We start from the raw sequence: 12,915 nt of genomic DNA on the forward strand, positions 1-12,915 counted from the left end.
AAACGGAGCCCGCCTTGACCCATCCCTCCATGCCTGACGCCCCCATCGCCGCCGACGACAGATTGTCGAGATTGCGCCTCGATCTCTATTCGAGCGAGCAACTTTACCGGCAGCTCTACCGGGCTCTTCGAGCCGCAATCCTGAGCGGCGATTTTTCCGAGGGGGAAGCCATTCCCTCGGAAAACCAAATGCGTGACCAGTTCGGCATCGCCCGGACCACGGTGCGCAATGCGATGGCTCTTTTGGTGTCGGAGGGACTGGTCCAGCAGGTTCGCGGCCGGGGCACGATCGTTTCGCACCGGCCGATCAGCCACAATATCTGGAACTTCGGCAGCTTTACGGAACTCGCCCGCCGACAAGGCCAACGCCCGACGACGCGGGTACTGGAGCATCGGGTTGAGAACGGTGAACTGTTCCTGGTGCGCGCTCGCGGGCTTGCCAACGGCGAGACCGTCAACTGGCTGAACGTCGATACGTCGCAGCTCGATCTCGCCCTCTATCCAGGCATCGACAGCTACGATTTCGCGGCGCAATCACTCTACGAGGTATTGCGCCGCGACTATGACCGCAACCCCATTCGCTCGGAATTGCTTTTGACGGTTGTGCCGCCATCCGACCGTTTGCGGGAGGTGTTTGCTCCGGCACACGACGTGCCGGGCTATCTTTGCGCCAGCGGGGATGTGCTCGACGCCGACGATCGGTTGGTCGAACGCACGTCGATCGTCTACTCGCCGGCGGTCCAGATGAAATTCGCCACCCGTTGGGGGCGTGATACCGCGCCGGCCTGATGGCGGCGCGACGCAGGAGAACGAACATGAGCCGCTTCGGCGAGACCTTTACGACGCCAAAACCCATTCTCGGCATGTTGCACCTGGCAGGCGACAGCCCAGAGGGCAAACTCGCCCAAGCCGAGGAAGAAGCCCGCATTATGGCGGGTGAAGGTGTCGATGGATTGGTAGTTGAGAATTATTTCGGCCACGCCGAGGATGTGGAGCGGGTGCTGGAGCGGCTGTTCGGCCTTGATCTCGGCACGCGCATCGGCGTCAATGTGCTACGCGATGATGCGCGCGCATTTGAACTTGCCCGACACTATCCCGTCGCCTTCATCCAGGTCGATTCCGTTGCCGGTCATTTGCCGCCCGAGACGGATGCTCCCTTCGCCGCAGACCTTGCCACCCGCCGTGAAGGCGTCTCGGCGCTGCTGCTCGGGGGCGTGCGGTTCAAATATCAACCGGTCCTATCCGGCAGGCCGGAAGCAGAGGACGTGCGCATCGGCGCCTCGCGTTGCGACGGCCTCGTGGTGACCTCCGATGCGACGGGCCGGCCGACCGACATGGACAAGGTGGCGCGTTTCCGTGCCGCAGCCGGGGGTGGTGTACCGCTACTGATCGGAGCCGGCCTTACCGAGGCCAATGCCGCCGAACAGCTTACCCACGCAGACGGCGCCGTCGTCGGAAGCTGGTTCAAGCACGACCATAAGGACACCGGCCGGGTTGAAGCGGCCCACGTCGCCGGCTTGATGCGCGTCGTGCGTGCTGCCAGGAGTGCCGCATGAGCGCTCCGGATGCCGTCCTCGCCCGGCCGGTGACCGCCGAGAACTTTTCGCGGTTCGGTACGACCTACAACCTGACCGACGATTTTGATCCCAAGGCGATATGGACAGCGGGCGACGGCTGGCGCGACGGGTTCACCGCCGCACCGCTGATTGAGGGCTCTGGCCACCTTGGCATCACGCGCGGCGGCGGCGGACCATGGCTCTGCGCGGCAATGGAGCGGCACCTGGGAACCGAAGAGGCGCTGTTCTGCGCATCGCAACCGATCGTGCTGGCCGTCGCGCCCGCATCCGACGCATTGGCACCGCATCGCGATGACCTTGAAGCATTCGTGATTGCGCCGGGGCAAGTGGTAGTGATGCATCGTGGCGTCTGGCACGACGCTTGCCGCGGCGTTTCGGGCCCTGCGCCCTACTATTGGATGGCGATATGTGGCTTCGGTGAAAGCCCCTGGGTGCCTGTGGCTGGCGGACCACGCCTGATCAAGGCGGCCAACCAGGAAGGACTGAGCGCATGACAACCTTTTTCATCGGTGACGTGGCGCTCGACGAATATTACACCGCCGATCGCTGGCCGGGTCGTGCGGACAAGGGCATGGTCGCCGAACTGCCGGCGGAAACCGGCGGCTCTATCGCCAACGCCGCTGTGGTACATGCGGCACTGGGCGGCCGAACGCAGTTCATCTCATTGCTCAACGACAGCCCGCTGTCAAAACGGCTGATTGCCGACCTCGTGGAGAACGGCGTCGGCGTCAGCCACATGCTGACCGACCCTGCTATTCCCGAATCGCGCAACCTGATCTTCCTGGTCGATGGCGAGCACATCGTGCTGACTGTTGAGATGGGCGAACAACCGATGTGGCTGTCACCGGACAGTTTGACGGCGCTGCGTCAGCCCGGATTGATGTATACGACCCTCTATCGTGTCCGCCGGCTGCACGTGCGGACGGAAAGCGGCATTCTGAAACAGGCCGGACTTCTGGCCGACCTGCGCCAGCACGGGCGCCGCGCCATCTTCGATCTCGACGTCGGCGGCTGCACGCCTGAGGACATGCCCTATCTCAAGGGTGCGGCGGTGGTCATCTTCAACCAGGTCGGCTTCCGTACCGCCTTCGGCCATGAAGACCTGTCGTGCATCGGAGACTGGATGCGCGATCATGACATCGACTGGGTGGTGCGCACGCTGGCGGCCGAGGGTGCAGAGGCGCGTAACGGTGACACGATACTGCGCGCCAGTGGGTTTCCGGTCGATGTCGTCGACGTGACTGGCGCTGGCGATACCTTTGGCGGCGTGCTGACCTGGTGTCTTGAGCAGAACCAACCCTTTGCCGATGCCTTGAACTTCGCCGTGGCTGCCGCAGCCCGCTCAGTCACCGTCCATGGTCCCCGCGGCGGCAAGGCCAACGCCGACGAAATCCTTCGCTGGTGCGATGACAGAACCCGGCACCGGCCGCGCCATTGAGCGCGGATTTCGATGATATATTGTCCCGGGCGACGGTACAGATTGCTTGCCAGCAGTCCAAACCCGTCCAGATAGCGGTTGAATCTGTTTAACGGCGTACCTCAACCGCGCTCAATAGTAAGGTGAGACGCACGCTTGTCGCGGACCGTAATAGGGCTGGAATGAATCGTCGTATGCCCTATAGGAACGGTAGCGCGCGTAGCACCAGCGCATATGTGCACTGCCGCCGCCGTAGACTTGGCGGTAGTAGCGTGGCGCATAATAGCGTGGCGCATAATAGCGCTGCCGGTAGTAGTTCCCGCCATAGTAGTTCCCGCCATAGTAGTTATTGCCGTAGTAGTTCCCGCCGTAGTAACCGGGGCCATAATATCTGGGTTGAGCCAGCAGCCCGCCGATAACGGCGCCGGCGGCAAGCCCACCCAGTGCCCAAGCCCAATCGTCACCACCACCGTTGTGATGACGTCCGTGGTTGTACCCGCCATACCCGCCGTAGCCGCCGTAGCCGCCGCGATATCGCCTGTACTGAACCAGCTGGGCTTGCGGCGCCTCAATCCCTGGCGCGGCAATTGTGGGAAATGCCATGACCGGCGGAGCGCTTGTCAGCGCAGTCGCAAGCGACAAGGCAACGATTGCAAACCTTTTCATTGGCTTCACCTTTCCTCTGCAGCGCCACACGTCGAATTCGGCGCGCAAAGGACACTGCAGTCCTTTAGATCGCGGCCTAATTCTACCCTAAAATCGAACTTGAGTTGAGGAATTATATATCGGCCGGAAAGCATCCCGTTCCGCTCATGGACGCTTGAATGAAATGCTTCGAATGCGGGAATGCCTGCCTTCTCCGCAAACCCTGGAAGGTGCCCCGCTTCAACAGCTACCGGTCGCGCTGAGACCGTTCGCACGCAGTTTGTGTTTTCGACCAGGCGATCGCGCTCAAACTGAACGAAATGTCCGCCTGCCCTTTACAAAGCCGTTTCGCCATGGACACATTCGCGTTCGGAGGAATGGAGGAGCGTGGCAGCAATGCCATTGAAGTTCCATGGTTTCACATTCTGAACATGTCCGCGAGATCGAGCGGGTGGGACAGGGCCTGGCAACGGGACGCGACGACATTGTCGTCAAGTCGTGGCTGCGGTGCCTTGATCAGCACAAGCTGGATCCAGCGCAGACATGCGAAGCCTACATCCTGCCTGAACAGCGCCTTCGCGAGCATCGGCAGGAAGCCGAGGACCTTATCAGGATCGCGCGGTCAGGCCTTGAAAACCTCTACAACCAGGTCGCCGGACAGAACTACGTTCTGCTGCTCTCCGACAGGAAAGGCGTGACAGTCGAATTTCTGGGCGATCCTTCCTTCGACAACAACCTGCGCCGGGCCGGCCTCTACCTTGGATCCGACTGGGCCGAAGCGCGGGCGGGTACCTGCGCCGTCGGTGCCTGTCTGGAGACCGGAGAAGCCTTGACGATCCACCAGAGCGACCATTTCGACACAACGCATACGCCGCTCTCCTGCACCGCAGCGCCGATCTACGATACAGAAGGCGGGCTTTCGGCCGTTCTCGACATTTCTCTGCTCAGCTCTCCAATCCTGAAGGCAAGCCAGAACCTTGCGCGCCACCTTGTGGCCGCCACCGTGCGTCGTATCGAGCTCGCCAACCTGATGGCTCGGACGCGCCATGAATGGGTGCTGCGCTTTGCCCGCTCGCCCGAGTTTCTCGACGTCGATCCTGAGGCGGCGATCTCGATCGACGGCCGCGGCCACATCATCGGCATGACCCATGGCGGCGCACGGATCCTGGCGCGTTCGGCCGGGCTCGACTGGCGTGACCCGCAAAACCTCATCGGGCAACCGATGTCCCGTTTCTTCGATATCGGGGTTGATGGCCTGGTGGAGTTGACCCGTTGCAGGCCGACTGAGGAACGGCTTCTGACCGCGCGTGACGGAAATGCTCTCTTTGCCCACGCGATCGAACCGCAGTTTCCTGTCGGCCGGTCGGCCGGCAAGATCGCAACGGCCTCGCCCTCTCGACGGCTCGGCGGCCAGGTGCCGGTGATCGCAGCTCTTCAGGATCGGATCACCAAACTCGCGCCGACCGCATTGCCGGTCCTCATCCAGGGCGAGACCGGTTCGGGCAAGGAGCACCTCGCCCGAACAATCCATGACTGCAGCGGCCTCAAGGGTAAGTTCGTTGCGATCAATTGTGCCGCGTTGCCCGAGCATCTGATCGAGAGCGAACTCTTCGGCTATCTGCCCGGCGCCTTCACCGGGGCATCGCCCAAGGGGCGCAAGGGCCTGATAGAACAGGCCGACGGCGGAACCCTCTTCCTCGACGAGATCGGCGACATGCCCCTCACCCTGCAGACAAGATTGCTACGGGTCCTGGCGGAACGGGAGATCCTGCCGATTGGCGGGCAGGAACCGAAATCGGTGAACCTGCGCATCGTCTCGGCAACGCACCGGCCGCTGCAGCAACTGGTGCAGGAGGGGCGCTTCCGCGAAGACCTGTTCTATCGTCTGAATGCCGTCGTGTTCCATATGCCGCCGCTTCGCGATCGGGCGGATTTCGAATGGCTGCTCGCAACACTCCTCGAAAAACACCGCACCGAGGAGCGACCTTTGCACATCTCGTCGGACGCGCTGGCCGCGCTGAAGGCGCATGGCTGGCCCGGGAATATTCGCGAGCTGGATAACGTTCTCGCCGTCGCCGCTGCCGTCTGCGACGAAAACAGGATTGAACTCGGCGACCTGCCGGACCACCTCACAGCGACGCCGACAGGCAAGACTGAAGGTCCTTCCCCAATCGGAAAGACCGATGACGGCACGGCGCTCGAGATCATGCTCTCTTCCTGCGGCTGGAACATCTCCGAGGCGGCCCGGCGCCTGGGCGTCGATCGCTCCACCGTCCATCGTCAGATCAAGCGCCACCGGCTGCGCGCCAAGCACTAGCATGCAACAGGTGTGGCACCACACCTGTTGCATCCGCCTCAGGTGGACGATGCCCACCAGGTCGAGCTACGCCATTGATTAGCAACGATATTCAAACCTGACCCAGCCCTGGCACGCCCCTTGCTCCGTACTGTCGCAACAAAAGGCAGAACGGAGGAAACATGCGCGCACTCAGATTTCATGCAGCCAGGGATCTGCGGCTTGAACAGATCTCGCCACCCGATCGCAATCCGGGGCCAGGCCAGGTCCTCATCCGCAATCGCTTTGTCGGCATCTGTGGCACGGACCTGCACGAATACGCCTATGGCCCGATTTTCATTCCGAGGGAACCCCACCCGTTCACCGGCGCGCGGGCGCCACAGATTCTCGGGCACGAGTTCGGTGGCATCGTCGAGGCGATCGGCGACGGCGTAAACACCATTGCGGTCGGAGACAGGGTATCCGTTCAACCGCTGATCATGCCGCGATCCGGCGACTACTTTGCCGATCGCGGTCTTTACCATCTCAGCACCGACCTCGCCTTGGCGGGCCTCAGCTGGCAATGGGGCGGGATGGCGGACTATGCCATGCTCAACGAATACAACGTCCAGAAGATCCCCGATGCGATGAGCGACGAGGAGGCAGCCCTTGTCGAACCGACTGCGGTTGCCGTCTATGCCTGCGATCGCGGTGGCGTGACGGCGGGAAGCAGCGTGCTCGTCACCGGTGCCGGACCGATCGGCATCCTGACACTACTGGCGGCAAGGGCAGCCGGCGCCGCACAGCTGTTCGTCTCCGACATCAACGATGCGCGGCTCGATTTCGCAAGATCGATCCTGCCCGATCTGATCACGATCAATCCCAAACGGGACAATCCCGGCGACATCGTTCGGGCGACCTCGGAAGGCAAGGTCGGTTGCGATGTCGCGATCGAATGCGTCGGCAACGAACATGCGCTGAAAGCCTGCGTCGATGCCGTGCGCAAGCAGGGTGTCGTCGTGCAAACGGGTCTGCATCCGCACGAGAATCCGCTCGACTGGTTCCAGGTGACCTTCAAGGACATCGACCTGCGCGGATCCTGGGCCTACCCGACCCACTACTGGCCGCGCGTCATCCGGCTGATCGCATCGGGTCTGCTTCCGGCCGCCAAGGTTGTGACGAGCACCATCCCGCTCGACCGGGCCGTTGCCCAAGGCTTCGACGCCTTGCTCGATCCGGCCGGCAAGCAACTGAAGATCCTGATCGACCTTACAAAATGATCATCCGGGCACGCCGGGGAAGGAGGAGCTTCCCCGGCGTTTGCCACCTGACACCCGAGCAACACGGAGGAGATACCATGCTTGAAGACAGCCCCAACACGAAGATAGACGCAGCCCTTGCCAAGCTCGGCAAGGCGCTGGAGCGCGGAGATGTCGAAGCCGCGGTCAACCTGTTCCAGGCTGACTGCTATTGGCGAGACCTGGTCACGTTCACCTGGAACCTGCGCACAATGGAGGGCCACGACCAGATCCGCGACATGCTGACAAGGCAACTGAAAACAATCAAACCATCGCGATTTCGCCAGGATGAGAAGGAACTGGCAAGCGACGGCGACGGCATCACGCAGGGCTGGTTCGAATTCGAAACGGATGTTGCACGTGGCTACGGTCATATCCGTCTGAAGAATGGCCTGATCTGGACGCTATTGACGACGATGAGCGAGCTCAAGGGGCATGAGGAACCCAAGGGTCTGAAGCGACCGATGGGGGCGGAACACGGCCACGACCCCAATCGCAAGACCTGGAGCGAAAAACGCCAGGCGGAAGCCGCCGGACTTGGCTACGAGACGCAGCCCTACGTCGTCATCATCGGCGGCGGCCAGGGCGGCATTGCGCTCGGTGCGCGCCTGCGCCAACTCGGCGTACCTACGATCATCATCGAGAAGAACGAGCGACCCGGCGACAGCTGGCGCAAGCGATACAAGTCACTCTGCCTGCACGACCCCGTCTGGTACGACCACCTGCCCTACATCCCCTTCCCGGAGAACTGGCCGGTCTTTGCGCCGAAGGACAAGATCGGCGACTGGTTGGAGATGTACACCAAGGTGATGGAGCTCAACTACTGGAACTCGACCACCTGCAAATCCGCTTCCTATGATGAGGACAAGCAGGAATGGACCGTCGTTGTCGAGCGCGATGGCAAGGAAGTGGTGCTGAAGCCGAAACAACTTGTGCTCGCCACGGGCATGTCCGGCAAGGCCAACGTTCCCAAATTCAAGGGACAGGAGATTTTCAGGGGCGAGCAGCAGCATTCCTCCCAACATCCGGGCCCCGACGCTTACAAGGGCAAGAAGGTGGTGGTGGTCGGGGCCAACAACTCGGCGCACGACATTTGCGCCGCACTGTGGGAGGCGGGCGCCGACGTCACCATGGTCCAGCGCTCCTCGACCCACATCGTACGATCGGATTCGCTGATGGAGATCGGGCTCGGCGACCTCTATTCCGAGCGGGCGGTTGCGGCCGGCATGACGACACGCAAGGCAGACCTCATCTTCGCCTCGCTGCCCTATAGGATCATGCACGAGTTCCAGATCCCGCTCTACGACAAGATGCGCGAGCGCGACGCCAAGTTCTACGCGGATCTCGAAAAGGCGGGCTTCATGCTCGACTGGGGCGCCGACGGCTCCGGCCTGTTCATGAAATACCTACGCCGCGGCTCGGGATATTACATCGATGTCGGTGCCTGCGACCTCATCATCGACGGCTCGATCAAGCTGAAATCCGGCTCAGACGTTGATCACCTGACCGAAACGTCGGTGGTACTCAAGGACGGCACGGAGCTACCGGCGGATCTCGTCGTCTATGCCACCGGCTACGGCTCGATGAACGGCTGGGCGGCCGATCTCATCAGCCGCGAAGTTGCCGAAAAGGTCGGCAAATGCTGGGGTCTGGGCTCCGACACGCCAAAGGACCCCGGACCGTGGGAAGGCGAGCAGCGCAACATGTGGAAGCCGACACAGCAGGAAGCCCTCTGGTTTCACGGCGGCAACCTGCATCAGTCACGGCACTATTCGCAGTACCTCTCGCTGCAATTGAAAGCCCGACAAGCCGGCATCGAAACGCCGGTCTACGGCTTGCAGGAGCGCCATCACCGCGGCTGACGCCTTGAGGATTGGCCGGAGCCGGCCTCCGGCCAATCCTGTCGCATCGCTTGCGCTGTATTAGATCAGAAAGGCGCTGGCATTCTCAACTCAACGGAAAGCCCATTGCCGAAACCAGCCTGAGCCACGGCTTGCGCCATCCGCCCTTTTGGTCGGCCGTGTCGAGCGCATACATCGTGACCTGTGCCCCGAGCCAGCGAAAGGGTTCCGGCGGCACGACGTTGGGCAGCTGCGTTGCGAAATCCAGCCTGCTCTCCGAAGTCTTCGAGCCGTCGAGAATGTCGAGCGCTATGCGTGCGCCGAATCTCGACGCGGAGACCCCAAAACCTGAATATCCGCCGGCATAAACGACCTTGCCTGCGTGGTATCTCTGGAAATGCACCGCCATGCGTGTGCTGAGATCTATCGGGCCGCTCCAGGCATGCGTGAAGCGGTGGCCCTGCAACTGCGGAAACGTATCGAAGAACGCGGCCGCCAGCGGCTCATAGGTGTTGACGTCGCTATCGACGCTTGGTGACGTCGTGCCCGCGAAGGCATAGCCGAGCCTTCCCCCGAAGATGATCCGGTTGTCTTTCGTCAGGCGCATATAGTTCATCTGGGTCCGGGTATCGTAGACACCCTGCCGGTTCTTCCAGCCGACCGACGCCAGCTGTTGCTCAGACAACGGCTCGGTCGCGAGCACCCGATCTCTGACGGCGACGACACGGCGCTTGATGCCGGGATGGCCGGAAGCGAATGCGTTGGTGGCCAGCAGCACCTTTGGCGCGGTCACCGAGCCGAAGGGCGTCTTGACCTTGATCTTGGGCCCGACCTCATCGAGCGCCAGCAACTCCGTATTCTCAAAGATCTCAACGCCGAGAGAAAGGGCCGTTCGTTTCAAACCCCAGGCGAGCAAGGCCGGGTGCACCGTGCCGCTGATATCCTTTGACCAGATCCCGGCCTTGTAGCGCGGCGATCCGATCTGCGCCTGGACCGCGTCCTGATCGAGAAACACGGCCTGATGGCCATACTGAAGGTGCAGTTCATGCTCCCTGCGAAGAGATTCGAGATGGTCTGCATCCACGGCAACGGTCAGTTCGCCGCCCCACTCCGCGTGGCAGTCGATACCATGGTCGAAAATGGTCTGCATGAACCCATGCATGTTTTCCTTGCCCAACCGCTCCAGCTCGGCGATGTCGTTGGGGAACACGCGCACCGCATTGGACAGGCCGTGCATCACCGACGTGGAGACGACGCCGCCCGGGCGACCGGAAGCGCCGTTTGCGACGGTGCTCTTTTCGATCAGCACCACATCGAGATCGGGTTGGGCCTGTTTGGCCTGGATTGCGCCCCAGAGGCCAGTGAAACCGCCACCGACGATCAGCAGATCAGCCTTTCGATGGGCCGTCAGCGGCGGCAGCGCCTCTGGAGCATCCGGCCGATCCAGCCAGAACGGCGACATCTTCACGTCGGCAAGCGACGCTACCGACGGTCGTTGCATTGGGTGTGCCATAGGTCACCCGTCAGTCTTTGCTGTATGCAAGACGTAGACTTTGCGCATCGTCTCCAGCACCTCGAACCGGACCTCAACCCCCTGCGGCAGCAGGTAGCTTTCGCCGGCTTGGAACGTCTCCACCGATCCGTCCGGGCTGGTGATCGAGACTTTTCCCGAGAGGATGACGCTGTACTCCACCCCGTCAGGGTAGGAGAGCATTTCGGCATAGGGCGTCGATTGCCATGTACCGACGACGATCGAGCCGTCGGCGCTCTCGAAGTGGACATCGCCCATCTCGTCGGCAAAACCCGACAGGATCGCTTCGACGGGCACGACGCTGCACTTTTCCAGCTCGCGCAGGCCGACGCCATTGCGATCGATTTTCATTACCTTGGACATGTATGCTCCTGAATGCATGGTCAGTGGTTGGCGGGACGGGAGGCTGCCCGGCCCCGCCGGATGCGGTTTGGGGCTGCTATTTCGCCCGATAGACTTCCGTTCCGGCGACATAGGTCGCCTCGACATGCCGCTTGCGAATGGACCGGTCGACGGGGTCGGGAAGCTTGGCGTCGAGCACGACGAAGTCTGCCCATTTGCCGGTCGAAATCGAGCCGATCTCATTGGCCCACGGCGTCATGTTGGCGCCGGCCTGGGTGTAGGCGAACAGGGCCTCGTCAAAAGTGACCGCCTGCTCGGGGTGCCATGGACCATCGCCGAGCCCGAACGGGCTTTCGCGGAAAACGGCATCGTTGATCTGGGTCAGTGGGCTGAGCGGCGATGTCGCCCAGTCGGATCCGAACACGACGGGAACCTTGTGCTCCAGCATCGACTTCCAGACATAGGCATGGCTTTCGCGCTCATGGCCTACCCGCTCGGTGATGTATTTTCCGATCGTGCCGGTTGCGTGGTTCGGTTGCATCGACGCGACGATGCCGAGCTTCTTGAACCGCTCGATATCGGGCGGAGAGATGATTTCGATATGCTCGACGCGATTGGGGTATTTGCCGGGCGACTGGCCTTTTTCGAATGCGTTCAGCGTCATCTGCACGCCGGCATCGCCGATCGCGTGGACGGCAGTCGGGAAACCGTTGTCGTTGGCAGCCTTGATCAGTGCGCTGAGATCAGCCTCCGACTGGAAGGGCTCTCCCTTCCATCCCGTGCGATCCGAGTAGTTTTCAAGCAGGTAGGCCGTGTGGGTCGACAGCACCCCGTCGACGACCGACTTGGCGTAACCGACCGTCAGGAGTGGCCCCTTCACCTTGGTCTCGCCGCTGGCAGCCACGCGGCTGTCGACGGTCTCACGATCCTTTGCCGCCGCCGGAATATTTGCAGCCTTGTCCTCGAAGAAACCGTACCAGACCCGCAATGACAGGTTCTTGTCCTCGACGAGTTTCAGATAGTCGTAGACAGCGGCGATGGACGACATGTCATGAACGCCGGTCAGGCCGACGCTGTTGGCAAACTTCACGGTCTGCAGCAGCGCTTCGGCGCGTTCCTTGTCGGAATAGGCCGGCTTCTTGTTGGTGATGAGGTCGCCAGCGCCTTCTAGCAGGATCCCGGTCGGATCTCCGGTCTTGGCGTCGACGACGATCTCGCCCCCGGCGGGCACCTCGGATTTCGCGGTGACGCCGCCGATTTCCAATGCCTTGGTGTTCACCCAGATCGAGTGGAAATCGATATCGCGCAGAACGACGGGGCGATCCTTGACCACGGCGTCGATGTCTTCCTTCGTCGGAAGCTTGCCCTCCTTCAGCGTATAGTCCCAGCCGCCTCCGGTGATCCACACGCCTGGCGGCAGGCGTTCATCCGCCTCCTTGATCTTCTTCAGCCAAGTTTCCTTGTCTGGGATGTAGGAGAGATCGACACCGGTGACGTAGTCCGTACCGCTTGTCAGATGCGTATGTCCATCGATGAAGCCGGGCGTGACAGTCTTACCGCCGAGATCGAGCACCGTGGTCTTGTCATCGGCGAGCGACCGGATCTCGGCGCTGGTGCCGACCGCCACGAACTTTCCGCCCTCGACTGCAAAGGCTTCCGCTCGAGGCGCATTCGGATCGACGGTCCGCACGTCGCCATTGACGGCGATAAGGTCGGCAGCTGCATTCGCGGCCGTCGACGATGATCCGGCCGCAAGCGCGGCGAGCATGGTGCCAGCCAGAAGCTGGTGCAGCAGAACAGGTGATTTCTTGGTGCGCACGTCTTTCCCTCCCGAGGTCCGAACAGATGAAGCGGATGCATGGAGTAAGCGGCAATGCGGCCGGATGCGGAATACTCCAAAGGGCTAGGTTCGCCGATCGGCGGTTGGCGCGGGCGTTCCGACCATGCCTGCAGCAGGCCATGGCCATGCCTTGCGGCCGTTTCGAAACTG

The 12,915-nt window shown here is 61.9% G+C and carries 11 protein-coding genes and 2 pseudogenes; 9 read left to right on the plus strand and 4 right to left on the minus strand.

Annotation, left to right across the window (positions count from 1 at the left end):
- Positions 1–14 precede the first annotated feature (14 nt).
- Genes C6558_RS05380 through C6558_RS05395 form a run of 4 tightly spaced genes read left to right on the plus strand, consistent with a single transcriptional unit; the run spans position 15 to position 3,014 of the window.
- Positions 15–788, plus strand: coding sequence for a GntR family transcriptional regulator (locus C6558_RS05380; RefSeq protein ID WP_146160870.1), 774 nt, complete (start codon positions 15–17; stop codon positions 786–788).
- Between the two features lie 26 nt (positions 789–814).
- Positions 815–1,555 carry a BtpA/SgcQ family protein gene (locus C6558_RS05385; RefSeq protein ID WP_057220011.1) on the plus strand — a complete coding sequence of 247 codons (741 nt, stop codon included), beginning with the start codon at positions 815–817 and terminating at the stop codon, positions 1,553–1,555.
- Positions 1,552–2,070, plus strand: coding sequence for an ureidoglycolate lyase (locus C6558_RS05390; RefSeq protein WP_107026910.1), 519 nt, complete (start codon positions 1,552–1,554; stop codon positions 2,068–2,070). The genes C6558_RS05385 and C6558_RS05390 overlap by 4 nt, the downstream gene beginning before the upstream one ends.
- The gene (locus C6558_RS05395; protein WP_025430124.1) at positions 2,067–3,014 is read left to right on the plus strand and encodes a carbohydrate kinase family protein; all 948 of its coding nucleotides are present in this window, start codon (positions 2,067–2,069) and stop codon (positions 3,012–3,014) included. Before C6558_RS05390 ends, C6558_RS05395 begins: the two co-directional genes overlap by 4 nt.
- Before the next feature lie 111 nt (positions 3,015–3,125).
- Here C6558_RS05395 and C6558_RS05400 read toward each other — a convergent pair whose 3' ends face one another.
- Positions 3,126–3,659 carry a BA14K family protein gene (locus tag C6558_RS05400; protein WP_107026911.1) on the minus strand — a complete coding sequence of 178 codons (534 nt, stop codon included), beginning with the start codon at positions 3,657–3,659 and terminating at the stop codon, positions 3,126–3,128.
- 391 nt (positions 3,660–4,050) lie between these two features.
- Between C6558_RS05400 and C6558_RS41520 the strand changes: the two are divergent.
- The 5 genes and pseudogenes from C6558_RS41520 to C6558_RS05415 all read left to right on the plus strand — a co-directional run.
- Positions 4,051–4,569: pseudogene (locus C6558_RS41520) on the plus strand (GAF domain-containing protein); the annotation flags it as partial.
- Between the two features lie 537 nt (positions 4,570–5,106).
- Positions 5,107–5,496: pseudogene (locus tag C6558_RS41525) on the plus strand (sigma 54-interacting transcriptional regulator); the annotation flags it as partial.
- Between the two features lie 348 nt (positions 5,497–5,844).
- Positions 5,845–5,955: a helix-turn-helix domain-containing protein gene (locus tag C6558_RS41530; protein WP_371412240.1), complete on the plus strand. Its 111-nt coding sequence runs from the start codon at positions 5,845–5,847 to the stop codon at positions 5,953–5,955.
- Between the two features lie 161 nt (positions 5,956–6,116).
- The gene (locus C6558_RS05410) at positions 6,117–7,193 is read left to right on the plus strand and encodes a 2,3-butanediol dehydrogenase (protein WP_107026913.1); all 1,077 of its coding nucleotides are present in this window, start codon (positions 6,117–6,119) and stop codon (positions 7,191–7,193) included.
- A gap of 77 nt (positions 7,194–7,270) precedes the next feature.
- Complete coding sequence (locus C6558_RS05415; RefSeq protein WP_107026914.1) at positions 7,271–9,073, plus strand: NAD(P)/FAD-dependent oxidoreductase; 1,803 nt, start codon at positions 7,271–7,273, stop codon at positions 9,071–9,073.
- Between the two features lie 85 nt (positions 9,074–9,158).
- Here the strand turns inward: C6558_RS05415 and C6558_RS05420 are convergent, their stop codons facing one another.
- The 3 genes from C6558_RS05420 to C6558_RS05430 form a co-directional block, all read right to left on the minus strand.
- A complete protein-coding gene (locus C6558_RS05420; RefSeq protein WP_107026915.1) occupies positions 9,159–10,553 on the minus strand; it encodes an FAD-binding oxidoreductase in 1,395 nt (464 codons plus the stop codon).
- Positions 10,554–10,568: 15 nt separating this feature from the next.
- A complete protein-coding gene (locus C6558_RS05425) occupies positions 10,569–10,946 on the minus strand; it encodes a cupin domain-containing protein (RefSeq protein WP_158268916.1) in 378 nt (125 codons plus the stop codon).
- A gap of 76 nt (positions 10,947–11,022) precedes the next feature.
- The gene (locus C6558_RS05430; RefSeq protein ID WP_199196974.1) at positions 11,023–12,744 is read right to left on the minus strand and encodes an amidohydrolase; all 1,722 of its coding nucleotides are present in this window, start codon (positions 12,742–12,744) and stop codon (positions 11,023–11,025) included.
- Between the last annotated feature and the right edge of the window lie 171 nt (positions 12,745–12,915).

This window comes from Ensifer sp. NM-2, from assembly GCF_003024455.1.
GTDB classification, from domain to species: Bacteria; Pseudomonadota; Alphaproteobacteria; order Rhizobiales; family Rhizobiaceae; genus Ensifer; species Ensifer canadensis.

Excerpts from the sequence above, each read along its gene's own strand:
- C6558_RS05385 (WP_057220011.1), top strand. The coding sequence starts at position 815 with ATGAGCCGCTTCGGCGAGACCTTTACGACGCCAAAACCCATTCTCGGC.
- C6558_RS05410 (WP_107026913.1), top strand. The coding sequence starts at position 6,117 with ATGCGCGCACTCAGATTTCATGCAGCCAGGGATCTGCGGCTTGAACAG.
- C6558_RS05390 (WP_107026910.1), top strand. The coding sequence starts at position 1,552 with ATGAGCGCTCCGGATGCCGTCCTCGCCCGGCCGGTGACCGCCGAGAAC.
- C6558_RS41530 (WP_371412240.1), top strand. The coding sequence starts at position 5,845 with ATGCTCTCTTCCTGCGGCTGGAACATCTCCGAGGCGGCCCGGCGCCTG.
- C6558_RS05400 (WP_107026911.1), bottom strand. The coding sequence starts at position 3,659 with ATGAAAAGGTTTGCAATCGTTGCCTTGTCGCTTGCGACTGCGCTGACA.
- C6558_RS05425 (WP_158268916.1), bottom strand. The coding sequence starts at position 10,946 with ATGTCCAAGGTAATGAAAATCGATCGCAATGGCGTCGGCCTGCGCGAG.
- C6558_RS05395 (WP_025430124.1), top strand. The coding sequence starts at position 2,067 with ATGACAACCTTTTTCATCGGTGACGTGGCGCTCGACGAATATTACACC.
- C6558_RS05420 (WP_107026915.1), bottom strand. The coding sequence starts at position 10,553 with ATGCAACGACCGTCGGTAGCGTCGCTTGCCGACGTGAAGATGTCGCCG.
- C6558_RS05415 (WP_107026914.1), top strand. The coding sequence starts at position 7,271 with ATGCTTGAAGACAGCCCCAACACGAAGATAGACGCAGCCCTTGCCAAG.